The sequence below is a fragment of the Yersinia sp. KBS0713 genome (assembly GCF_005937895.2).
Lineage (GTDB): Bacteria > Pseudomonadota > Gammaproteobacteria > Enterobacterales > Enterobacteriaceae > Yersinia > Yersinia bercovieri.
The window spans coordinates 920,307-941,509 of sequence record NZ_CP042173.1; the positions used below are offsets into that span (position 1 = coordinate 920,307).

The following is a 21,203-nucleotide window of genomic DNA, read 5'->3' on the forward strand; positions in this document are numbered from 1 at the left end:
GTTCTGTATTCAGAACTGAGTGCATCGTAAGGTGCGCTGACCGGTGGACAGGAGTCAGCAGAGGGCATAGTAGGACGTGACGTCTGAAGGCCCGAACGGTAATGAGTGACGAGTATCAGCGGAGGTTCTGAACGGTCATGCAGCAGAAAACGCATCGCGGCCCTGAAGCCCGAAGAAGGGGTGAAGCCCCGGACGCCGGTTCCCGGGGGGCTGAAACCGGGCAGGCACCGACGACCAGAGAAAGTCCGTCGTCAACAGCGTGGCTGATGGAAGCCATCTGTGAACCCGTCAATCTCAGGCAAGCCCTGAAAAGAGTGAAGGCCAATAAAGGTGCGGCGGGAGCCGACGGCATGAGCGTAAGCGAACTGCCGGAGTACCTGAAACACCACTGGCCCGAACTGAAAGCGCAACTGCTGTCCGGCAGCTATCGCCCATCCCCTGTAAGAAGAGTGACCATCCCGAAACCCTGCGGCGGCGAACGTCTGCTGGGTATCCCGACGGTGGTGGATCGTTTTATCCAGCAGGCGATGATGCAGGTGTTGCAGATGCAGTGGGATGCGTCGTTCAGCGACAGCAGCTACGGGTTCCGCCCCGGGCGCTCTGCCCATCAGGCTGTGAAACAGGCTCATGAATATATTGGGTCCGGGTATCACTGGGTGGTCGATCTCGATCTGGAGAAGTTCTTCGACCGGGTGAACCACGATGTACTGATGAGCCGGATAGCGAAACGGGTGTCGGATAAACGGGTGCTGTCACTTATCCGCAGGTTCCTGAATGCAGGCGTGATGGAAGCCGGTCTGGTAAGGCCGGTGACAGAAGGGACGCCGCAGGGCGGCCCGCTGTCGCCGTTGTTATCGAATCTGCTGCTGGATGACTTCGATAAGGAACTGGAGAAACGCGGCCTGAAGTTCGCCCGTTATGCAGACGACTGTAATGTGTATGTGAAAAGCGAACGTGCAGGCAATCGTGTGATGGCGGGGCTGACGCACTGGCTGAGCCGTAAACTGAAGCTGAAGGTGAATGCGAAAAAGAGCGCAGTGGCGCATCCGGAGTCGCGTAAGTTCCTGGGTTACAGCTTCATAAGGGGCAGGAAAGTGTGGTGCGTGGTGTCGCCGGGATCGGTGAAGCGGTTCAAAACGCGGATAAGGGAACTGACGGGACGTAACACGGGCAGAAGCCTGGAGCAGCTAATCGAGCCGTTAAAGCGATATATGACGGGCTGGAAAAGCTACTACAGGCTGAACGAGTGGCCATCGCTGATAAGAGAGCTGAACGGGTGGATAAGGCGCAGGCTGCGGAGTGTCCTCTGGAAACAGTGGAAAACGGGCGGCAAGCGTTATAAAGAGCTGCACAATCGCGGGGTTAGCAAAGACCTCTCGGCGCAGACGGTGGGAAGTTGCCATAAACAGTGGCGGGTGAGCTGTAGCCCGGCGCTGAACATAGCACTTCCCAATAACCTGTTCGTCAGACTGGGCCTGCCAGAGTTATAGGAAGGCGACGATCAACATAACCGAACCGCCGTATACGGACCCGTATGTACGGTGGTGTGGGAGGAGGCTGGTTGTGAGATCAGCCCCTATCCCGATTTTTTTAAAAATGGCTATTAGGGCCAATGTGATTGATTAATCGTGTGATATCTCCGGCTAAGATTGGCGGGCAAAATTGGCAACACGCCCCATTGTTGGTTACCCTAGATAAGTTGTCTGCTTTATCAGTCAGCATTTTGCGGTATTTTTTTGCGTAATCTCTCCCGCTGGGAGCTTTTTGTAGGATGGTTCAAATGGAAGAATTAAACGTAGTCGATGGTATCAATGAAGCCAGTACCTGGTTGGTCAATAATCAGGATTTGCTAATTCAATATGCAGTTAATCTTGTCGCGGCACTATTGATCCTGACTGTCGGTTCGATCATCGCTAAAGTGGTCTCGCGGATGTTGGGTCGGGTCATGAAGTTACGGGGCATCGATGTCACGGTCGCGGATTTCCTGGCGGCAATGGCACGTTACAGCATCCTGGCCTTCACCATCGTTGCTGTATTAGGCCGCCTTGGTGTGCAGACCGCCTCGGTCATTGCGGTTATCGGTGCCGCCGGTTTGGCTGTGGGTTTGGCGCTACAAGGCTCACTGTCCAACTTTGCGGCCGGTGTACTGCTGGTGGCCTTCCGTCCATTTAAAGCGGGTGAGTATGTCGATCTGGGCGGGGTAGCGGGTACTGTGGTGCAGGTGCAGATCTTCTCAACTACTCTGCGTACCGTTGATGACAAAATCATTGTGGTGCCAAATGGCAAAATCATTGCCAACAACATAATCAATACTAGTCGCGAGCCGAACCGCCGCACTGATATGATTATTGGCGTGGCCTATGATGCTGATATTGATGTGGTGAAGAAAGTGCTGGGTGACATCATTGCTGCTGATAAACGCATTATGCATGATCAGGGCGTCACGATTCGCCTCAATGAGATGGCGGCCTCTTCACTGAACTTCACGGTGCGTGTCTGGACCACCAACGGCGATGCGATGGAGGTGTATTGGGATTTGATGGAGAGCTTCAAGCGCGCACTGGATGCCCATAAAATTGGTATTCCATACCCGCAGATGGATGTGCATTTGCATCAGGTAGCCAAAGCGGAATCTAGCCCGTCGGCGTAAATCTAGCGCATGGTAAATCCTGTCAAGACGGGCTGTTATTGGCCCGTTTATTCGCTCTTCTTCCCGCCGCGCCCTTAAATTTATCAGTTATTAGTTTTACTTATAGTTGATAAGAAATATCAATTTCCTCTGATGACTAACTCCCCGTACTATGCTGCTCATAGCTCTCCTATTTCCTCAGTTAGCTCTGAGTATTATCTAAAGGTAACAGTATGTTAGCTGTATTTTTGCAAGGTTTTGCCCTCAGTGCCGCCATGATTTTGCCCCTTGGGCCACAAAATGCCTTTGTGATGAATCAGGGTATCAAGCGGCAACATCATTTGATGAGTGCCTCGCTGTGCGCCTTGAGTGACATCATCCTCATCTGTGCGGGTATTTTTGGCGGCAGCGCTCTACTGAGCCGCTCACCACTGCTGTTAGCACTGGTGACGTGGGGCGGTGTGGCTTTCTTGCTCGGGTATGGCTGGGGGGCGTTAGTGGCCGCATGGCGGGGTGAGGGCGCATCCTCTTCTGCCACTGCGGGCGCACAGGGCCGCTGGCCGATAGTGGCCACTCTGCTCGCGGTGACCTGGCTTAATCCCCATGTCTATCTTGATACCTTTGTGGTGCTGGGGAGTCTCGGTGGTCAACTGTTACCTGATGTCCGTCCCTGGTTTGCTTTTGGCGCGGTGAGTGCGTCGGTTGCCTGGTTTTTTGCACTGGCGCTGCTGGCGGCATGGCTATCGCCATGGCTTAACCGGCCCACCTCACAGCGGGTGATTAATCTGCTGGTGGGGGGCGTGATGTGGTTTATCGCGTTTCAGTTAGCGCAGCAGGGATTAAATCTGTGAGTTTTATCATTAATCCGAATCCCATGCCTCGAAAGATATGCTACGGTTGATGTGTTGATGGCGTTACCGACGGCAAATTAATCACTCTGCCAATAGGACCTCAGTAAGTGTAATTAACTGCAAATATATTTGTGGCTAATTGAATTCACTGGTTATCTGGTTGGCGTAGATTGGCTTACCATGAATAATTTGTCATGCATATATTAGGAGGCACCGTGAAGTTGAAGACATTGGCTTTGGCCGCAATGATGGGATTAGGGACGTTACCTTTGGCGCTATCAGTTCAGGCTGCCGAAGTGCCAGAAGGGCCGCATGTTGTCACCTCCGGTACGGCCAGTGTTGATGCGGTACCGGATATCGCCACCATCGCCATTGAGGTCAGTGTATCGGCCAAAGATGCTGCCGATGCTAAAAAGCAGGCAGATACCCGCGTCGCGCAATATTTTGATTTTCTACGTAAAAGTGGCATTGATAAGAAAGATATCAATGCAGCTAATATTCGCACCCAACCTGAATACGACTACCAGAAAACTGGTGAAGCGGTGTTGAAAGGTTACCGCGCGGTGCGCCAGGTTCAGGTCACCCTACGCCAGCTTGATAAGTTGAACGAGTTGCTGGATGGGGCGCTGAAATCGGGTCTAAATGAGATCCGCGCAGTGGAGTTAGGGGTCGCAAACCCGGACACTTATCGCGAACAGGCACGTAAAAAAGCCATTGAAAACGCGATTAGCCAGGCCGGTTCTTTAGCGGAAGGGTTTAAGGTCAAACTGGGGCCTGTTTACAGTATTCGTTACCATGTGGCGAACTACCAGCCGATGCCGGTAGCCCGCATGTTTAAGAGCGCTGAAGCAGCACCGGCTACGGATGCGGCCCAAACTTACGAACAACAGACCATCCATTTCGATGATCAAGTTGATGTGGTGTTTGAGCTGCAAACGGCCGCCCCTGCCGCCAAATAACTCAGTCCTGCCGCAATACCTGACGCCCATAAGATAACAGGGCGTCAGTCACTTTCCTCATGGTCCGGCTTTCCGGTGCAAAACGGTGCCAGAACAGCATTCGCCGCTGCCGTAGCCCCGGAGTCAAATCAATCAACTCCCCTGACGCCAACTCTTTTTCGATTTGCAGATGCGGGATCATGCAGCAAGTAGTGCCCTGCCTTGCCAACTGCACAAAGGCTTCCGACGAGTTAACGATATGGCAGGGGACGCTGCCGGGTGATAAATCAAAATTCTGCTGTAAAAATGCCTGATGCATATCATCCAGATGGTCAAAGGCCACCGCAGGTGCTTTCAGCAATGCCGAGCGGGTCACGCCATTGGGGAAGTAGCGCTCAGCGAAGGGTTTGGACGCCACAAACAGATAGTCCAGCGCACCCAGTTGGTCAACCAAACAGCTCGGCAGTGGCTGTGGTTGGATACTGACCGCCCCCACCACTTCCCCACGACGCAGCCGCTCCTGGGTTCGGGTTTCATCTTCAACCTGCAAATTCAGCCGGATTGGGGAGTCTGCCAGCACCGGTTTCAATGCCGGTAACAGCCAGGTCGCCAGACTGTCGGCGTTGACCGCCAGTGACAGCAATAGCGGCGTATCCACGCCGTTATCATTGCCGAGCCACTCCTCCTCCAGCAACTCCACTTGATGCAGTAAGGCGAGCAGTTTCTGCCCCTGCTCTGTAGGACGAGGGGGCACTGTGCGCACTAACAGCGGCTGACCGAACAGGTTCTCCAACTGCTTAATGCGTTGAGATACCGCCGATTGGGTGATGCAAAGTTTTTGTGCAGCGCGTTCAAAACCGCGTTCACGGATCACCGCGTCCAGCGCTTGTAGCGTACGGTAGTCTGGGCGTTTCATCGGAGTCATCTCTCCAAATATTAAGTCGATACCGCACTATGCCACATTTCGCCGCCATATTTTGGTCATTTTACTCTGGCTGAAGAGTAAAGTGCCCGCCATAAATAAACCGCTATAACTGTGATCCAGCTAGAATTAACCGCGTCGCAAGTCCGCTTTATTGCGACGATTTATCCTGCGCATGTTCTATAATGGATACAGTTTTTTCATATCATAGGCAGTGAACTCACCATGACTCAGGATGAACTTAAAAAAGCAGTGGGCTGGGCAGCATTAGATTACGTCAAACCCGGCACCATCGTCGGCGTTGGTACTGGCTCCACCGCAGCACACTTTATTGATGCTCTCGGCTCGATCAAAGATCAAATTGAAGGGGCGGTTTCCAGCTCTGACGCCTCTACCGATAAACTGAAAAGTTACGGCATTCATGTCTTTGATTGCAACGAAGTGGATGTGCTGGATATCTATGTTGATGGCGCTGATGAGATTAATGGCCATATGCAGATGATCAAAGGCGGTGGTGCGGCCCTGACCCGCGAGAAAATCATTGCGGCAATCGCCCGTAAGTTTATCTGCATTGCCGATGCGAGCAAACAGGTTGATCTGCTGGGCAAATTCCCGCTGCCCGTCGAAGTGATCCCGATGGCTCGCTCTTATGTGGCTCGTGAGTTGGTTAAGCTGGGCGGATTGCCAGAATATCGCCAAAATGTGCTGACCGATAACGGCAACGTTATTTTGGATGTGCACAACCTGACGATTTTGGATGCTGTGACGTTAGAGAATAAAATCAACGGAATTGCCGGTGTGGTGACAGTTGGGTTATTTGCCAACCGTGGTGCTGATGTGGCACTGATTGGCACCGCTGATGGTGTTAAGACGATAGTAAAATAATCGGCTAAATCATTTTCAGGATGAGGTGATACAGCTTCATCCTGATAACTTTTTTGCCTTTAAATATCTTTTCTTAAAAACGTTAAATTTGGTGATATATATCACATTCTGTCATTTCAATTTATTAACCTGCCATTAACCCTCTCACCGCCAGTTTTTTATTCCATAAATTAACACTTGTGCTGATTGTTATGCTGATAGGTAGGCAATCGTTTGTATTGCTGCCTGCGTAATATTTGTTATGTTGACAGGGTGCTGACCGGATTCATTCGATAGCGGCAGCCACATCTGAAGTCTGAAAATAGGGTCGGGGACATGGCAAAAGTATCACTGGAGAAAGACAGAATTAAGTTTCTGTTAGTGGAAGGGGTGCACCAGAGCACAGTTGATAATCTGCGTGCAGCCGGATATAGCAATATTGAATACCATAAAGGTGCCTTAGACACCGAATCACTGAAAGAATCTATTCGTGATGCCCACTTCATCGGAATTCGATCGCGCACTCATCTGTCCGAAGAGGTTTTTGCCGCAGCAGAAAAATTGGTTGCGGTTGGTTGTTTCTGTATCGGTACCAATCAGGTTGATTTAAAGGCGGCCACCACGCGCGGCGTGCCGGTATTCAATGCACCTTTCTCCAATACTCGTTCGGTGGCCGAAATGGTGCTGGGTGAGTTACTGCTGATGTTCCGAGGGATTCCGTCGGCGAATGCCAAAGCTCATCGTGGTGAGTGGAATAAGCTGGCGGTCGGCTCCTATGAAGCCCGCGGTAAGAAACTGGGCATCATCGGTTATGGTCATATCGGCACACAGCTGGGTATTTTGGCTGAAAGTGTCGGCATGAAAGTTTTCTTCTACGATATCGAAAATAAGCTGTCGTTGGGGAATGCACAGCAGGTTCGCCATCTGTCTGATTTGCTGAATATGAGTGATGTGATTAGCCTGCATGTGCCGGAAAACCACTCCACCAAAAATATGATTGGCCCTGAGCAGTTAGCCCTGATGAAGCCGGGTGCGATGCTAATTAACGCCTCACGCGGTACTGTGGTTGATATCCCGGCCCTGTGTGATGCTTTGGCGAGCAATCATCTGGCAGGGGCGGCAATCGACGTCTTCCCTGAAGAGCCAGCAACCAATAAAGAGCCGTTCAATTCACCATTGTGTGAGTTTGACAATGTGTTATTGACTCCGCATATCGGTGGTTCAACTCAGGAAGCGCAGGAAAATATCGGTGATGAAGTGGCCGGTAAGTTGGCGAAGTATTCCGACAACGGCTCCACGCTGTCTGCGGTCAACTTCCCGGAAGTTTCTCTGCCAGCCCATGGTGATAATACCCGCCGTCTGCTGCATATCCATGAGAACCGCCCAGGCATTCTGACCAGCATTAACAGAATCTTTGCTGAGCAGAACGTCAACATCGCCGCGCAATATTTGCAAACCAGCGCTGAAATCGGTTACGTCGTGATCGACGTTGAAACTGATGATGAGGAAAATGCAGAAAGAGCGTTGCAAGCGATGAAGGCTATCCCAGGGACTATCCGCGCACGTTTGTTGTACTAATATGACTAAACACCCGCTATGTATAATATCGGGTGTTTTTTTATGTTGAACGCCCTAGCTCACCAGCGCCAGACTTTTTCGGCTGTCACAATCTCTGGCAACGGCACATCCCAATATTCACTCGGTAAATGCTCGACTCGTTGGCAATCATGGGCCAGCCCAATAGGGTAGGGGCCAGCTTGCTGCCAGTGTTGCAGTGTACGATCATAAAACCCGCCCCCCATACCTAAGCGCTGACCATGGCTATCAAAGGCCACCAGAGGGGTGATTACCACATCCAACTGATTGAGCGGTAGAACTTCACGCACATCAAGCTGTGGTTCCAGGATCTTCAGGCGATTACGGATGAGCTGGCTATCGGGGCGATAGCGGAGAAATAATAGATTACCGGCGCTGAAAGGGTGGAGAACAGGCAGGTAGACCTGTTTTTGCTGCTGCCACAACATCTCAATGATAGGGCCGGTATTCAGCTCACCATCAAAGGAAAGAAATATCGCCACAGTGCTGGCTTGTTGAATTTTATCATGGGCAGCGAGATGACTGGCGACCAAATCGGCAGCGTGTTGCTGTTGTTCCGGTGTTAGCAGGCGTCGACGCGCACGAATTTCTTTGCGAATGTTATGCCGCTCAAGGGCGTGTTGTGGATTCAAAGTCTGTTGCGGGTTTAGAGGCATGTAGTTGACTTAAAGACATGTAGTTGACTTAAAGACAGATGACTTAAAGAGGTGAATAGTGGCTTATATCAAAATGAACGTGATAACTCAAAATATAAGTTACCCGCTAAGAAAGGGATCTCCGAGATGCCGCCGCAGGCTGTAACCCTTGAACCCATGGTTCAAGGTGAACGCAGCGTCGCAACCTTAAGGCTTCTCGGCGGACCGAGCATGCGCACCGGTTACGGAGGCACTACATTCTGTTGGTATTAAATATCGGCTCAGGGGACTGGCCCGCTGGCAAACACCTCAGAGAAATTCTTTACTCGCTATTGAATCTATCATTCAACAGAGATTTATTCAAACTGTGCATCCTGACGTTCAGAGATGCGACCTTGTTCAAGCAGCGCCTGTTCAATGGTCTGTTGTAACATCCGAATACGTTGCTCCATATTGGATGCATAGTCACGGGTTTTCAACCTTTCCTGAGCTAATTCGTGACAGACGTTCAATGCCGCGATAAAAACTAACTGCTCAGTATTTGTGACTCTAGTGCGAACTTTAAGATCTTGCAACCGTTGGTTAAGATCTTCTGCAGCCATATTCAACGCATCTTGTTGTTCTGGCGGACAGTTTACCCTTAACGAGCGACCAAAAACTTGAATATCTACCGGTTGTGCAGACATGCCACCTTCCTGACTAATTTTCGCGCCAGCCTTGAAAACCAGAGGCAAATTGCTCATAGCTGCAAAGCGGGCGTCACTATATATACCTGTTTACCAAGATACAACCCCTACCCGTCATCTTTCAAGTTGCTGGTGTGTTGGCTGCTCTCACTCACCGAATCACTTGCTGGTGTAAGTTCAGCGGGATTCCTTCATTTGCCGCCTGCCTGCATCTTGAAAGCTATAGGGTAATATGGCTATGCGTTTTCTGGTATAGGGACTGAGCTTGATGGTAGCATAACATGAACTTATCCAGCCAACGATGACCAATACGCATGTCTATAGAGAATACATTACCAACTTATCAATCCGTTGCCCTGGCGTTGAACCAGCAAGCAGTGGCATTAACCCCTGCTGAAATGCACGGCCTGATCAGCGGCATACTCTGCGGTGGTAGTAAAGACGAGGGCTGGCGCGTGTTGGTGCATGACCTGACCAATGACGGTGTTGCCTTCCCACAGACGCTAGGTTTGCAGTTACAGCAGTTACATCAAGCAACACAAGATGCACTGGAAAATGAAGGTTTTATGTTTCAGTTGCTGATCCCTGAAGGCGATGAAATTACGGTATTTGAGCGCGCTGATGCATTATCCGGTTGGGTGAACCATTTCCTGCTAGGGCTTGGGATGCTGCAACCTAAATTGGCGCAGGTGAAAGGAGAAGTGGGTGAAGCCATCGACGATCTGCGTAATATCGCTCAGTTAGGCTATGACGAAGATGAAGATCAGGAAGAGCTAGCCCAATCTCTGGAAGAGGTCATTGAGTATGTGCGCGTGGCCTCTATTTTGTGCCATATCGAATTTACGCAAGAAAAACCTACTGCGCCAGAGATGCGCAAGCCGACGCTACATTAAGCGAACCAACCAGGTTGTGCGTTGGATGATGAAAATCGGATATTTCAGGAGGGTGTAATGACTCAGCAAGAGTACCAGAACCGCCGTCAGGCGCTATTGGCGAAGATGGCTCCGGGCAGTGCGGCAATTATTTTTGCGGCACCAGAAGCTACACGCAGCGCAGATTCTGAATATCCCTATCGGCAGAACAGCGATTTTAGCTACCTGACAGGCTTCAATGAGCCGCAGGCGGTACTGATTCTGGTGAAAAGCGATGAGACTCATAACCACAGCGTGCTGTTTAACCGGCTGCGGGATTTAACCGCTGAAATCTGGTTTGGTCGCCGCTTAGGGCAAGAGGCTGCCCCGGCGAAGTTAGGGGTTGATCGGGCGCTACCTTTCGATGAGATCGATGAACAACTCTACCTGCTGCTCAATCGTCTTGATGTGGTTTACCACGCGCAGGGCCAATACGCCTACGCGGATAAAATTGTCTTTGCCGCACTGGAAAGATTACGTAACGGTTTTCGTAAAAATCTGCGTGCACCTGCAACCTTAACTGACTGGCGGCCATGGCTGCATGAAATGCGCCTGTTTAAGTCAGAAGAGGAGATTGCCGTGATGCGCCGCGCGGGTGAAATCAGTGCGCTAGCCCATACCCGTGCAATGGAAAAATGCCGGCCCGGTATGTTTGAGTACCAGCTGGAAGGGGAGATTCTGCATGAATTTACCCGCCACGGTGCGCGCTATCCGGCTTATAACACCATCGTCGGCGGCGGTGAAAATGGCTGCATCCTGCATTACACCGAAAATGAGTGTGAACTGCGGGATGGCGAACTGGTGCTCATTGATGCGGGCTGCGAATATCAGGGCTATGCGGGCGATATCACCCGCACCTTCCCGGTGAATGGCAAATTCACGCCAGCGCAGCGGGAGATTTATGACATCGTGCTCGCCTCCATTAATAAATCACTGGAACTGTTCCGCCCAGGCACCAGCATCCGCGAAGTGACGGAGCAGGTGGTGCGGATCATGATTACTGGCCTGGTCGATTTGGGCATTTTGCAAGGTGATGTCGAGCAACTCATCGTGGAGCAGGCGCATAAGCCATTCTTTATGCACGGGTTGAGCCACTGGCTGGGGCTGGATGTCCATGATGTCGGCGACTATATCAACAGTGATCGTGGCCGCACTCTTGAGCCAGGTATGGCGCTGACTATCGAGCCGGGTCTCTACATCGCGCCGGATGCTGATGTTCCCGCGCAATATCGCGGCATTGGTATCCGTATCGAGGATGACATTGTGATCACCGCTGACGGCAATGAAAACCTGACCGCCAGTGTGGTAAAAGATCCCGATGACATTGAAGCATTAATGGCGGCGGCGAGATAACTGATGAGCGTGATCATTGTGGGTGGCGGTATGGCCGGTGCGACACTGGCACTGGCTATCTCATCCCTGACGCAAGGAAGAGTGCCAGTCGCGTTGGTGGAAGCGCAGCAGCCGGATAGCCGAGCGCATCCGGGTTTTGATGCCAGAGCCATTGCGCTGGCGCAGGGGACATGCCAACAGCTGGACCGCATTGGCATCTGGTCGGCACTGGCCGATTGTGCTACCGCCATTGATCATGTCCATGTCAGCGACAGCGGCCACTCCGGCTGCGTGAATTTACGAGCGCACGACTATCGCGTGCCGGCGCTGGGTAATGTCATTGAGCTGTTTGATGCCGGTAAACGGCTGTTCGCCTTGTTGCAGAAAGCACCGGGTGTGACGTTACATTGTCCGGCGAAAGTGGTGGATGTGGTGCGCACTGCTGAATCCGCCGCTGTGACGCTGGATAATGGGCAGCAACTGAGCGCCAAATTACTGGTGGCAGCAGATGGATCTCACTCGACACTGGCCCGCGCCTGTAATATTCAGTGGCAGCAGCAGGATTACCAGCAGATTGCGGTGATTGCCAATGTCACCACCTCCGAGCTGCCCGAGGGCCGTGCCTTTGAGCGCTTTACCCGCCATGGGCCATTGGCACTGCTGCCGATGTCGCAGGGGCGCAGCTCACTGGTCTGGTGCCATGCAAAACAAGATCAACAGCAAGTCGATAGCTGGGACGACACCCGTTTTCTGGCTGAGTTACAGCGTGCTTTCGGCTGGCGGTTGGGAAAAATACGCCATGTAGGGCGGCGCCACAGCTATCCATTACAGCTACTCACCGCCTCGCGCCATGTCAGCCACCGCCTGGCATTAGTCGGCAATGCTGCGCAAACACTGCATCCGATTGCCGGGCAAGGCTTCAATCTGGGGCTGCGCGATGTGATGTCGCTTGCCGAAACCATTGCGCAGGCCACCTCGTTGGGGCGCGATCCCGGCGACTACGGGGTACTTGCCCAATACCAACAGCGGCGGCGGCAGGATCAGCAGGCCACCATTGGTGTCACCGATGGCTTGATTCGCCTGTTTGCCAACCGCTATGGGCCGCTGGTGGTGGGTCGTAACCTGGCATTGATGTCGATGGAGTACCTGCCGGCGGTTCGTGATGCATTTGCCCGGCGAACATTGGGCTGGGTTGAACGTTAAAGTTTTTTACCCGTGCTCTGTCACGTTGCAGGTGTGTTGACCAATTTGTCTCTCGCTTGCCGCTTTCCTGCATCGAGAAATCTTTAGGGTAAGTTAACTTCATATTTTCATGGGGAAATGTTTCGGCATGCAATCATATGACGTAGTAATCGCCGGTGGTGGAATGGTCGGTCTGGCATTGGCCTGCGGCTTGCAGGGCAGCGGTCTGCGCATTGCCATTCTCGAGCACCACTCCGCGCCGGAGCCACTATCCGCGCCCTTGACTGCTGAGTTGGCGTTACGCGTCTCGGCGATCAATGCTGCTAGTGAGCGCTTGCTGCAAAAAATTGGCGTGTGGGACGGCATTCAAGCACTGCGGGCCAGCCCTTACAGTGGCATGGAAGTCTGGGATCAAGACAGTTTCGGCAAAATTACTTTCCATGCGGATGAGTACGGTTTTAGCCATCTTGGGCATATCATCGAAAACCGCGTGATTCAGCAGGCGTTGTGGCAGCGTGCCAGCCAACTGGCGGAAGTCACGCTGTTAGCACCCGCCAGCCTCAAACAGGTGGCTTGGGGGGAGAGCGAAGCTTTTATCACCCTGGCGGATGATCGTATGCTCAGCGCCAAATTGGTTGTCGGTGCCGATGGCGCTCACTCCTGGTTGCGCCAACATGCTGATATTCCACTGACTTTCTGGGATTACGCTCACCATGCACTGGTGGCGACCATCCGCACTGAAGAGCCTCATCAGGCCACCGCTCGGCAGGTATTTCATGGCGACGGCATTCTGGCCTTCCTGCCATTTAGTGACCCGCACCTCAGCTCAATTGTCTGGTCACTGCCCCCTGAACGCGCTGCCCAATTAGCTGCACTGCCTGCTGAGGAGTTCAACCGAGCGCTGGGCATGGCATTTGATATGCGCTTAGGGCAGTGCCAATTGGCGAGTGAGCGCCAGACCTTCCCGCTGATGGGGCGCTACGCCCGTAGCTTTGCGGCACATCGGTTGGCGTTAGTCGGCGATGCTGCCCATACGGTGCACCCGCTGGCTGGACAGGGGGTTAATCTGGGCTTTATGGATGCCGCCGAGCTGGTTTCAGAGTTGCGGCGCTTACAGCGTCAGGGCAAAGATATCGGTCAACACCTCTACCTGCGCCGTTATGAACGCCGCCGTAAGCACAGTGCTGCGGTGATGCTCGCCAGTATGCAGGGCTTCCGCTCACTGTTTGCCGGCAGCAACCCGGCGAAAAAGCTGCTGCGGGATCTTGGGTTAACACTGGCGGATAATTTGCCGGGGGTTAAACCGCAGTTAGTGCGGCAGGCGATGGGGTTAAATGATTTGCCCGCTTGGCTAGAGTAGTTTTGTGGGAAATTCCCTCTTCAGTTGAAATAATCTAATTCCAGTCCATTTTTCGCATTAGTTTTTCTCACGCCAAGCCAAAACCTGAAAAGTTGAATCTGATAGGGTTTTGGCTGTTTGGTTATATAACATCGCTACTTTCACTGCTTAATTGTTAATTATGTGCCTGTGTGCGCAGTTTTGCAGTGGAAAGCTCTGCATAATAGCCCTGCACTTTATACCTTCATCCTGTGTCATTGCTTATTTTAGCTTATGGTTACCAGATAGATTCGGTGATAACGTTGGGTAAAAGGTATCGTTTGCGTAGCGGTGCTCATACCTGTTTTTAGTGGGTTTTGGAGCCGATACAAAACACTCATTAATGTTATTCCCAAAGTCTTGGCGTTGCGGGTAGCAAGCAAGCTCCCCCCTGTAGTGCTAAGCGCGATGGGTATATTGAGGGAAAAGATGGCTAAGCAGACCCCGCTGTATGACCAACACGTAGCGTGCGGTGCGCGCATGGTAGATTTTCATGGCTGGATGATGCCATTGCATTATGGCTCGCAAATCGACGAGCACCATATCGTGCGCCAGGACGCCGGTATGTTTGATGTTTCTCACATGACGATAGTCGACCTGCACGGCGCGCGTACCCGTGAATTCCTCCGCTACCTGTTAGCCAATGATGTTGCCAAACTGACCCTGCCGGGCAAAGCCCTTTACAGCGGGATGCTGAATGCGTCCGGCGGTGTCATTGACGATTTGATTGTTTACTTCCTCCGCGAAGACTATTTCCGCTTAGTGGTTAACTCCGCCACCCGTGACAAAGATCTGGCCTGGATCACTCAGCATGCTGAGCCGTATCAGGTTGAGATTACTGTGCGCGACGATCTGGCGCTGGTGGCCGTACAAGGCCCTACGGCGCAACAGCGAGTAGCCACTTTACTGACCACTGAGCAGCAACAAGCCGTTGCAGGAATGAAACCATTCTTTGGTATTCAGGCGGGTGATTTGTTTGTCGCCACCACTGGCTATACTGGCGAGGCGGGCTATGAAATCGCGCTGCCAAAAGAGCAGGTGGTTGAGTTTTGGCAACAACTGCTCGCCGCTGGCGTGAAACCTGCGGGCCTGGGTGCACGTGACACTCTGCGGCTGGAAGCGGGTATGAATCTCTATGGCCAAGAGATGGATGAATCTGTCTCCCCATTAGCCGCCAATATGGGCTGGACGGTGGCCTGGTTGCCGGAAGATCGCCAGTTTATTGGCCGTGAAGCACTGGAGCAGCAGCGTGCTAATGGAACTGAGCAACTGGTCGGCTTGATCATGACCGAAAAAGGCGTATTACGTAATGAGCTGCCGGTGCATTTCACTGATGCTTCGGGTCAGGCGCAGGTGGGGGTTATCACCAGCGGCTCCTTCTCGCCAACACTGGGCTTCAGTATCGCGCTGGCCCGTGTGCCTGCCGGTATCGGCGAGAGTGCCGTAGTGCAGATTCGTAATCGTGAAATGCCAGTGCGCGTCACAAAACCGGGTTTCGTGCGGGCCGGTAAGCCGGTCGTGCAGTAAGTCTATTTGTCATCATTCCAGCTTATACGAGCCTAAATATTGGCTCTATAGCCAAATTAATTGGAGTTGCAGCAATGAGCAATGTACCAGCAGAGTTAAAATATGCCTCTTCCCATGAGTGGGTTCGTGCCGATGGTGATGGCGTCTATAGTGTCGGGATCACTGAACACGCGCAGGAGTTACTGGGCGACATGGTGTTTGTTGATTTGCCAGAAGTGGGTAGTGATGTTTCAGCGGGCAGCGACTGTGCTGTTGCTGAGTCAGTTAAAGCGGCATCCGATATCTACGCGCCAATTAGCGGTGAGATAGTCGCGGTCAATACCGAACTGGAAAGCTCACCAGAGCTGGTGAACAGCGCGCCTTATACTGATGGCTGGCTGTTTAGCATTAAAGCGTCAGATGAGAGCGAACTGGAAAATTTGCTTGATGCTGATGCCTATCTGGCGGCTATCGACGAGTAAGGGCTATTTTATTTGCCATTTTGAACCTGGGCAGTGCTCGAAATCCTCACGTAGCCATGATTTACAAGGTCATGGTGTACGCTCCGGTTTCTGTGCGCTGTCCGAGTCCAAACTGTCTGCAACAATAACGCCCTTTGAAATCAGCCTAATTTCCCGTCCCATGCCCTATTCAGGAATTTGTAGCAATGACTCAGAATCTCAGCCAGCTTGAACATAACGATGCTTTTATTCAGCGCCATATCGGCTCCTCAACTGAACAGCAGCAACAGATGTTGGCCGCCGTGGGTGCCAGCTCGTTAAGTACATTGATCCAGCAGATTGTTCCGGCAGATATCCAATTGCCCAGCCCGCCACCGGTGGGTGATGCCGCCACTGAACATCAGGCGCTGGCGGAACTGAAAGGGATTGCCAGCCAGAATCAATGCTATAAATCCTATATTGGCATGGGCTACAGCCCGGTTCTGACGCCACCGGTTATCCTGCGCAACATGCTGGAAAATCCGGGTTGGTACACCGCTTATACCCCCTATCAGCCAGAAGTTTCTCAAGGCCGCCTTGAAGCGCTGCTCAATTTCCAGCAATTGACCCAAGACCTGACAGGTCTGGATCTGGCGTCCGCCTCTTTACTGGATGAAGCCACGGCAGCGGCAGAATCGATGGCGCTGGCTAAACGCGCCAGTAAGCTGAAAGACGCGAACCGCTTCTTCGTCGCTGATGACGTTCACCCACAAACTCTGGATGTGGTACTGACCCGCGCTGAAACCTTTGGTTTTGAAGTGATCATTGATCGTGCGGAAAAAGTGCTGGAGTTGGAAGGTATCTTCGGCGTACTGCTGCAACAAGTGGGCACCACCGGCGAGCTGCATGACTACAGTGCGCTGTTGGTTGAGCTGAAAAAACGCAAAATTATTACCAGTGTTGCCGCCGATATTATGGCGTTGGTGCTGCTGACTGCGCCGGGCAAACAGGGGGCTGATGTGGTATTTGGTTCCGCTCAGCGCTTTGGTGTGCCAATGGGCTACGGCGGCCCACACGCCGCCTTCTTTGCCTGCCGTGACGAATTTAAGCGCTCAATGCCGGGCCGGATTATTGGGGTATCGCGCGATGCTGCGGGTAACACTGCGCTGCGTATGGCGATGCAAACCCGTGAGCAACATATCCGCCGCGAAAAAGCCAACTCCAATATCTGTACCTCTCAGGTGTTACTGGCCAATATCGCCAGTCTGTATGCGGTCTACCATGGCCCACAGGGCTTGCAGCGCATCGCTGGCCGTATTCATCGTCTGACCGATATTTTGGCGGCGGGGTTGCAGCAAGCGGGTCTGACTCTGCGCTTCCAGCACTGGTTTGATACCCTGACGGTGGATGTCAAAGACAAAGCCGCGGTAATGGCCCGTGCATTGAGTTTCGGTATTAACCTGCGCACTGACATTCATGGCGCTGTAGGTATCACGCTGGATGAGACCACCTCCCGCGAAGACATTCAGGTGCTGTTTGCCCTGTTAGTCGGTGATAATCACGGCTTGGACATTGACCAGCTTGATGCCAAAGTCAGCCAGCACAGCCAGTCGATTCAGCCTGCAATGCTGCGCCAGGAGCCAATCCTGACGCACCCGGTCTTTAACCGTTACCACAGCGAAACCGAAATGATGCGCTATATGCATCGTTTAGAGCGCAAAGATTTGGCGCTGAATCAGGCGATGATCCCGCTGGGTTCCTGCACCATGAAGCTGAATGCTGCCGCAGAGATGATCCCCATCACTTGGCCGGAATTCGCTGAGCTGCACCCATTCTGCCCGCCAGAGCAAGCGGCTGGCTATCAACAGATGATTGGTCAACTGTCACAATGGTTGGTGCAACTGACCGGTTATGACGCCGTCTGTATGCAGCCGAACTCGGGCGCACAAGGGGAGTATGCCGGTCTGCTGGCGATCCGCCGCTACCATGAGAGCCGCAATCAGCCGAGCCGCCATATCTGCCTGATCCCAAGCTCTGCCCACGGCACTAACCCCGCTTCCGCACAAATGGCGGGGATGTCAGTGGTGGTGGTCGCCTGTGATAAGCAAGGCAATATTGATTTGCATGACCTGCGCCAAAAAGCGGGTGAGGCCGGTGATGAGCTGTCATGTATTATGGTGACCTACCCCTCCACCCACGGCGTGTACGAAGAGACGATCCGTGAGGTTTGCCAGATCGTGCATCAGTTTGGTGGCCAGGTTTATCTTGATGGCGCGAACATGAATGCGCAGGTGGGGATCACCACGCCGGGTTATATCGGCGCGGATGTTTCCCACCTTAATCTGCACAAAACCTTCTGCATCCCACACGGCGGTGGCGGGCCAGGCATGGGGCCAATTGGCGTCAAAGCCCATTTAGCGCCATTTGTTCCCGGCCATAGTGTGGTGCAAATTGATGGCATGACCACTCAGCAAGGGGCGGTTTCTGCGGCACCATTTGGTAGCGCGTCTATCTTGCCAATCAGCTGGATGTACATCCGCATGATGGGGGCCGATGGCCTGAAGCAAGCAAGTCAGGTGGCTATCCTGAATGCCAACTACATTGCGACCCGCCTGAAAGGGGCCTATCCGGTGCTGTATACCGGTCACGATGGTCGCGTCGCGCACGAATGTATTCTGGATATTCGCCCGCTGAAAGAGGCGACTGGCATCAGCGAGATGGATATCGCCAAGCGATTAATTGATTTCGGCTTCCATGCGCCGACCATGTCCTTCCCTGTGGCAGGGACGTTGATGGTGGAACCCACTGAATCTGAAAGTAAAGTTGAGTTAGATCGCTTTATTGATGCCATGCTGGCGATCCGTGCGGAGATCGAAAAAGTGACCCACGGCGAATGGCCGCTGGAAGATAACCCACTGGTGAATGCGCCTCATACCCAAGCTGAGTTGGTTGGTGACTGGCAGCACCCCTATAGCCGTGAGTTGGCGGTTTTCCCCATCGCCGGTGTGATGGAGAACAAATATTGGCCGACAGTGAAACGTCTGGATGATGTTTACGGCGACCGCAATCTGTTCTGCTCATGTGTGCCGATTTCTGATTACGAATAATCCGTGTTGTGAATGAAACCAAGGGTCGCGCAAGCGGCCCTTCACACTGCTGGTAAACCCCGATGGCTCTGATCGATAACGGTGAGGATGGGCAAATGATGCACCGCCGACACTATGTATGGTTTACGAGACTGCGGTTTACGACACTATGGCTTACATATGCTGACAGAATATTTAAGCGTACACGTGTACACTGGAATCATTCTCAGTTAATCTTAGTGCGGTCTTTTTGTGCAATTGGATACTCTGCTACCGCGCTCAGAGCTAATAACTAAACACAATAAAATAAATAATATTCAGGATAATTAGTATTGAAGAACAAATCATCTACACCAGCAATTTCTGAGGTGCCAACGGCACCAACAACCCCGCTTTACCCTTGGGCAGAAGAGATAGCCAACAGTATCAGCCATGGCATTGGTGTGGTGCTCGGCATTATCGGGTTGATACTGCTCTTGGTGCAAGCCGTGGATAGCGGGGCTGATACCAAAGCGCTCACCAGCTATAGCCTGTATGGCGGCAGCATCATTCTGCTGTTTCTGGCCTCCACCTTGTATCACGCGATTCCACACCGCAAGGCGAAACTCTGGCTACAGAAGTTTGACCACTGTGCCATTTACATCTTAATTGCCGGAACCTACACGCCGTTTCTGCTGGTGGGGCTGGATTCCCCCTTAGCGCGGGGTTTAATGGCGGTAATCTGGGGGCTGGCACTGGTTGGCGTGATATTCAAGCTGGCCTTTGCTCACCGCTTTGAAGTGCTGTCACTGGTCACTTATCTGACGATGGGCTGGTTATCTTTGATCGTGATTTATCAGTTGGCGGTGAAGCTTGAGATTGGCGGGCTGGCGCTACTGGCGATCGGCGGTTTGCTGTACACCCTAGGGGTGATTTTCTACGCCTCGAAACGCATCCGCTTCGGTCACGCTATCTGGCACGGTTTTGTATTAGGCGGCAGTGTCTGCCACTTTATGGCGATCTATTTGTACGTCTGACTCCTCCAGATAATATTTTGATAAATATAGATAATATTGAGGCCAGATAACCGACCTCAATATAGGCATATCAATATTATTTATCTTCGGCCAGCGAATAAGGTAGCGGCTGAATAGAAAGCACGCTATCTGCATCATCACGCACCCGCAACACACTCTCTGCCGCCAGATCGTTATTCAGTACCGCTTGAACCCACACCTTACCATCACTGAGCTGAATTGCTGCCAGCACGCTACCGGTACGACGCCAGTTCTCACCCAACTGCCACTCTAAATCTTCACCGGCTGCCGGCACGCGGCTGGCCTGACCGGCGAGCCAGTACAGCGCACGTTTGTTGGCACCACGGTATTTTGCTCTGGCGACCATCTCCTGCCCGGTGTAACACCCTTTACTGAAGCTAATGCCATTTAGCGCCTGAATGTTCGTGGCTTGAGGTATAAATTGTGCGCTGGTATCCGCATCAATGATCGGGAAGCCTGCTTCGATATCCAACGCCAACCATTGCTGGCTGTTGTTAAGCTGCGCACTATCAGCCAGTTTATCAATCAGTTGCTGTGCCTGTTCTGTGTCCGTCACCAACAGAAAACGTTCGGCAGGCAGTGAGAAGTGCAGCAGTGTGCTACTCCCTTGCTGGAGCACCGGATGCTCGGCATCGGGTAGTTCGGCAAACAGCTCGGCCAGCGCAGCTCTGGCCTGTGCGCCGGCGATCCCCAACAATACCGCCTCGGGTTGTGCGGCAATCACCACTTTAGAGAACACCGCGTATTTTTTCAGCTCACTTAGCTGGTTATCAAGCAGGCTGCGGCGTTCAATAAACGCCAACCCCTCACCACGGTAAAACAGCCGCAGGTTGCTCCACATCTTCCCTTTGGCATCACAATGGGCGCATAGAATATGTTGATCAGCGGGCAGGGCATCAATATCTGCGGTCACTTGCCCTTGCAGATATTTGACTCGATCAGCGCCGGTTAAGGTTACCAGTGCCCAATCCTCAAGTGAGATCAGCGTTAACGGCAGCTCGGAGGAGGCGACCGGCGGTTGTGCAGCGAACGGAGTATTATATGTCATGCTGTACCTGCAAATTGAAAAGTACCTGCCAATGAGGTGGGTGCTGTGGGCTTATGCCCTAATGGTAAAATAGCCGGGTAGCTTTGCAAGCGGTTATTCTACGGATTTACCACTATTATCCAATCTCCGCACTCCCCCTATCTGAGGTACAATAGCCGCAGA

At 52.5% G+C, this 21,203-nt stretch carries 18 protein-coding genes and 1 other RNA gene; 14 read left to right on the plus strand and 5 right to left on the minus strand.

Annotated elements, in window-relative coordinates; genetic code table 11:
• Positions 1-266: 266 nt before the first annotated feature.
• The 4 genes from ltrA (at position 267) to FFE93_RS04295 (ending at position 4,439) form a co-directional block, all read left to right on the plus strand.
• Entirely contained in the window at positions 267-1,490 is a 1,224-nt protein-coding gene (ltrA, locus tag FFE93_RS04280) for a group II intron reverse transcriptase/maturase (RefSeq protein ID WP_261368997.1), read from the plus strand.
• A 290-nt stretch (positions 1,491-1,780) separates the two neighbouring features.
• Positions 1,781-2,650, plus strand: a complete 870-nt coding sequence (mscS, locus tag FFE93_RS04285; RefSeq protein ID WP_138774842.1) for a small-conductance mechanosensitive channel MscS — start codon at positions 1,781-1,783, stop codon at positions 2,648-2,650.
• Between the two features lie 212 nt (positions 2,651-2,862).
• Positions 2,863-3,480 (plus strand): arginine exporter ArgO, encoded by a 618-nt coding sequence (argO, locus tag FFE93_RS04290; protein ID WP_138774843.1) that lies wholly within the window; start codon positions 2,863-2,865, stop codon positions 3,478-3,480.
• A 215-nt stretch (positions 3,481-3,695) separates the two neighbouring features.
• A complete protein-coding gene (locus FFE93_RS04295) occupies positions 3,696-4,439 on the plus strand; it encodes an oxidative stress defense protein (RefSeq protein WP_005277832.1) in 744 nt (247 codons plus the stop codon).
• A 1-nt stretch (position 4,440) separates the two neighbouring features.
• Here the strand turns inward: FFE93_RS04295 and FFE93_RS04300 are convergent, their stop codons facing one another.
• Positions 4,441-5,334, minus strand: coding sequence for a LysR family transcriptional regulator ArgP (locus FFE93_RS04300; protein WP_005277835.1), 894 nt, complete (start codon positions 5,332-5,334; stop codon positions 4,441-4,443).
• A 231-nt stretch (positions 5,335-5,565) separates the two neighbouring features.
• Here FFE93_RS04300 and rpiA point away from each other — a divergent pair, with 231 nt between their 5' ends.
• Entirely contained in the window at positions 5,566-6,225 is a 660-nt protein-coding gene (rpiA, locus tag FFE93_RS04305; RefSeq protein ID WP_138774844.1) for a ribose-5-phosphate isomerase RpiA, read from the plus strand.
• Positions 6,226-6,540: 315 nt separating this feature from the next.
• Positions 6,541-7,782, plus strand: coding sequence for a phosphoglycerate dehydrogenase (gene serA, locus FFE93_RS04310; protein WP_005277844.1), 1,242 nt, complete (start codon positions 6,541-6,543; stop codon positions 7,780-7,782).
• A 59-nt stretch (positions 7,783-7,841) separates the two neighbouring features.
• Here the strand turns inward: serA and FFE93_RS04315 are convergent, their stop codons facing one another.
• From FFE93_RS04315 to zapA, 3 genes are all read right to left on the minus strand, one after another.
• Entirely contained in the window at positions 7,842-8,456 is a 615-nt protein-coding gene (locus FFE93_RS04315; RefSeq protein ID WP_138774845.1) for a 5-formyltetrahydrofolate cyclo-ligase, read from the minus strand.
• Positions 8,457-8,570: 114 nt separating this feature from the next.
• Positions 8,571-8,754: non-coding RNA, 6S RNA (ssrS, locus tag FFE93_RS04320), on the minus strand.
• Between the two features lie 37 nt (positions 8,755-8,791).
• Positions 8,792-9,121 carry a cell division protein ZapA gene (gene zapA / locus FFE93_RS04325; RefSeq protein ID WP_004715962.1) on the minus strand — a complete coding sequence of 110 codons (330 nt, stop codon included), beginning with the start codon at positions 9,119-9,121 and terminating at the stop codon, positions 8,792-8,794.
• Between the two features lie 314 nt (positions 9,122-9,435).
• Here zapA and FFE93_RS04330 point away from each other — a divergent pair, with 314 nt between their 5' ends.
• The 8 genes from FFE93_RS04330 (at position 9,436) to trhA (ending at position 19,972) form a co-directional block, all read left to right on the plus strand.
• Entirely contained in the window at positions 9,436-10,014 is a 579-nt protein-coding gene (locus FFE93_RS04330) for a YecA family protein (protein ID WP_005277852.1), read from the plus strand.
• Between the two features lie 57 nt (positions 10,015-10,071).
• The gene (gene pepP / locus FFE93_RS04335; protein WP_049602515.1) at positions 10,072-11,385 is read left to right on the plus strand and encodes a Xaa-Pro aminopeptidase; all 1,314 of its coding nucleotides are present in this window, start codon (positions 10,072-10,074) and stop codon (positions 11,383-11,385) included.
• Positions 11,386-11,388: 3 nt separating this feature from the next.
• On the plus strand, positions 11,389-12,567 hold the full coding sequence (gene ubiH, locus FFE93_RS04340; RefSeq protein ID WP_138774846.1) for a 2-octaprenyl-6-methoxyphenyl hydroxylase: 1,179 nt from the start codon (positions 11,389-11,391) through the stop codon (positions 12,565-12,567).
• A 127-nt stretch (positions 12,568-12,694) separates the two neighbouring features.
• Entirely contained in the window at positions 12,695-13,906 is a 1,212-nt protein-coding gene (gene ubiI / locus FFE93_RS04345) for an FAD-dependent 2-octaprenylphenol hydroxylase (RefSeq protein WP_054872557.1), read from the plus strand.
• Between the two features lie 447 nt (positions 13,907-14,353).
• A complete protein-coding gene (gene gcvT, locus FFE93_RS04350; protein ID WP_005279331.1) occupies positions 14,354-15,451 on the plus strand; it encodes a glycine cleavage system aminomethyltransferase GcvT in 1,098 nt (365 codons plus the stop codon).
• A 74-nt stretch (positions 15,452-15,525) separates the two neighbouring features.
• Complete coding sequence (gene gcvH / locus FFE93_RS04355; protein WP_005279332.1) at positions 15,526-15,912, plus strand: glycine cleavage system protein GcvH; 387 nt, start codon at positions 15,526-15,528, stop codon at positions 15,910-15,912.
• Between the two features lie 185 nt (positions 15,913-16,097).
• Positions 16,098-18,977 carry an aminomethyl-transferring glycine dehydrogenase gene (gene gcvP, locus FFE93_RS04360; protein ID WP_054872558.1) on the plus strand — a complete coding sequence of 960 codons (2,880 nt, stop codon included), beginning with the start codon at positions 16,098-16,100 and terminating at the stop codon, positions 18,975-18,977.
• A 311-nt stretch (positions 18,978-19,288) separates the two neighbouring features.
• A complete protein-coding gene (gene trhA, locus FFE93_RS04365; RefSeq protein WP_264189730.1) occupies positions 19,289-19,972 on the plus strand; it encodes a PAQR family membrane homeostasis protein TrhA in 684 nt (227 codons plus the stop codon).
• Positions 19,973-20,048: 76 nt separating this feature from the next.
• Here the strand turns inward: trhA and ygfZ are convergent, their stop codons facing one another.
• On the minus strand, positions 20,049-21,041 hold the full coding sequence (gene ygfZ, locus FFE93_RS04370) for a tRNA-modifying protein YgfZ (RefSeq protein ID WP_054872559.1): 993 nt from the start codon (positions 21,039-21,041) through the stop codon (positions 20,049-20,051).
• Positions 21,042-21,203 lie beyond the last annotated feature (162 nt).

What these genes read in the sequence shown, in the direction of transcription:
- ltrA (WP_261368997.1), top strand. Translation starts at nt 267, where the DNA reads ATGGAAGCCATCTGTGAACCCGTCAATCTCAGGCAAGCCCTGAAAAGA.
- mscS (WP_138774842.1), top strand. Translation starts at nt 1,781, where the DNA reads ATGGAAGAATTAAACGTAGTCGATGGTATCAATGAAGCCAGTACCTGG.
- argO (WP_138774843.1), top strand. Translation starts at nt 2,863, where the DNA reads ATGTTAGCTGTATTTTTGCAAGGTTTTGCCCTCAGTGCCGCCATGATT.
- FFE93_RS04300 (WP_005277835.1), bottom strand. Translation starts at nt 5,334, where the DNA reads ATGAAACGCCCAGACTACCGTACGCTACAAGCGCTGGACGCGGTGATC.
- rpiA (WP_138774844.1), top strand. Translation starts at nt 5,566, where the DNA reads ATGACTCAGGATGAACTTAAAAAAGCAGTGGGCTGGGCAGCATTAGAT.
- serA (WP_005277844.1), top strand. Translation starts at nt 6,541, where the DNA reads ATGGCAAAAGTATCACTGGAGAAAGACAGAATTAAGTTTCTGTTAGTG.
- FFE93_RS04315 (WP_138774845.1), bottom strand. Translation starts at nt 8,456, where the DNA reads ATGCCTCTAAACCCGCAACAGACTTTGAATCCACAACACGCCCTTGAG.
- zapA (WP_004715962.1), bottom strand. Translation starts at nt 9,121, where the DNA reads ATGTCTGCACAACCGGTAGATATTCAAGTTTTTGGTCGCTCGTTAAGG.
- FFE93_RS04330 (WP_005277852.1), top strand. Translation starts at nt 9,436, where the DNA reads ATGTCTATAGAGAATACATTACCAACTTATCAATCCGTTGCCCTGGCG.
- pepP (WP_049602515.1), top strand. Translation starts at nt 10,072, where the DNA reads ATGACTCAGCAAGAGTACCAGAACCGCCGTCAGGCGCTATTGGCGAAG.
- ubiH (WP_138774846.1), top strand. Translation starts at nt 11,389, where the DNA reads ATGAGCGTGATCATTGTGGGTGGCGGTATGGCCGGTGCGACACTGGCA.
- ubiI (WP_054872557.1), top strand. Translation starts at nt 12,695, where the DNA reads ATGCAATCATATGACGTAGTAATCGCCGGTGGTGGAATGGTCGGTCTG.
- gcvT (WP_005279331.1), top strand. Translation starts at nt 14,354, where the DNA reads ATGGCTAAGCAGACCCCGCTGTATGACCAACACGTAGCGTGCGGTGCG.
- gcvH (WP_005279332.1), top strand. Translation starts at nt 15,526, where the DNA reads ATGAGCAATGTACCAGCAGAGTTAAAATATGCCTCTTCCCATGAGTGG.
- gcvP (WP_054872558.1), top strand. Translation starts at nt 16,098, where the DNA reads ATGACTCAGAATCTCAGCCAGCTTGAACATAACGATGCTTTTATTCAG.
- ygfZ (WP_054872559.1), bottom strand. Translation starts at nt 21,041, where the DNA reads ATGACATATAATACTCCGTTCGCTGCACAACCGCCGGTCGCCTCCTCC.